This window comes from Maribellus luteus, from assembly GCF_003576475.1.
GTDB lineage: Bacteria > Bacteroidota > Bacteroidia > Bacteroidales > Prolixibacteraceae > Draconibacterium > Draconibacterium luteum.
Genome location: NZ_QWGR01000042.1, coordinates 1 through 1,479 on the forward strand (window position 1 = coordinate 1; position 1,479 = coordinate 1,479).

Below are 1,479 nucleotides of genomic sequence, written 5' to 3' on the forward strand. Positions count from 1 at the left end.
AATGAAAGATAACTGCTTACTCTCCGGGATTATGCTAAATTTGTTAACAAAACCTGGTGAGTTGTGCAACAGGCACACGGTACATATTGCAGGGCGGAGTTTGGTGGTACGCCAACTGCAGATTCTCGTTTCGCAGTTCCGTGTCCTTCGGACAGGAACGCTCTTCGAAATCCGCCCCAACAACATGTACCAACCGTTAGCAACTATTTTAAAAATAAGGAATATTTCAATATATGAGAAGGACACTTTTGTTAATACTATCCTTAATTCAAATTAATGTATTTGGACAATCTATGGAAAAAATACTGTACAGAGGAGACAGTATTTTAGTATATCCATCAGACAGTATTACAATGGTTGACATTAAACTAATTGACTCACTTCCAGATGGAAAATACTTTGGATTCTTTAAAGCAGACACTACTTTTTTAAGATTAGAAATTAATTACGTTAATAATAAAATTGAAGGGAAAGTAATAGAGTATTATTATGCCAATCGTGATATTGAAAAGATTACCAATTATCGAAATGGGAAAAAACATGGTTATTGGGCAGAATACGACACCTTCGCAGATTTCAAAGAAATCCTTCATGAGGGTTATTATAAAAATGGATTAGAAGATGGATTTCAATATTCATATAGTGGGGATTTTGGAGACCGAACTGTTTATAACAAATCCTTTTATAAAAATGATACCCTTATTTACAACATATGGAAAGGAAGAGACTCAACTTTTTATAAGAACGACACAGGCTATGTATATCAACACGACTGGAAAAATAATCTAATCGGATTTGGAAAGGAGTTTAAATATAAACAAACTGGTTTATGGGAGTATTATTACCCTAACGGACAAGTAAAATCAAGAGGAGAATATACGCCAACGAGAAAAAGTGATTCTTATATCGAATCCAGAAAATCAGGAAAGTGGACTGACTTCTATGCAAATGGACAAATATCTCGTGAATACATTTGTGACAACTTTAAAAAAGGTTCTTGGATTTCAACAGTCATAGCCCAATATGACAGTTTGGGCAACCTACTCGATTCGAACCAATTTGTTAATGGTATAGGTTTAATCAAAGAATTTTATGCAAACGGCAAAATAATGAGAGAGACTCGTTATGTGTCACACGACTTTGTAAAATCAGAAAAGTACTATTCTGAGAAAGGATTTTTGATATATAAGGAAGAGTTTCAACCAAATAAAAAGACCAGAACTGAATATTATGATTCAGGAATTATCAAATCTATTGAAAGATTTAAATATACTCCATCTGAAAATGACATACCACCTATTTATTATCGATTTGGAAAACAGGAGTATTTTAATAAAGATGGAACTGTTTTAAAAGTTGAACAAATAAAGAAAATACAATTAGAAGAATAAAAAACAGTTGCTAACAAAGAACTAAGGTAAAAACCTAATATTTTGGTTATAATTTTTCTTTTCAAATTACTCTGCTATCTATGGGAGT

General features: G+C 32.4%; 2 protein-coding genes. Both read left to right on the forward strand.

Going from position 1 to position 1,479, the window contains the following annotated elements; translation table 11 throughout:
- The coding region (locus D1614_RS26100; protein ID WP_206610136.1) for a hypothetical protein at positions 1 to 277 on the forward strand (277 nt) is incomplete at its 5' end.
- 16 nt (positions 278 to 293) lie between these two features.
- Positions 294 to 1,391 carry a toxin-antitoxin system YwqK family antitoxin gene (locus D1614_RS23580; protein ID WP_147384370.1) on the forward strand — a complete coding sequence of 366 codons (1,098 nt, stop codon included), beginning with the start codon at positions 294 to 296 and terminating at the stop codon, positions 1,389 to 1,391.
- Positions 1,392 to 1,479 lie beyond the last annotated feature (88 nt).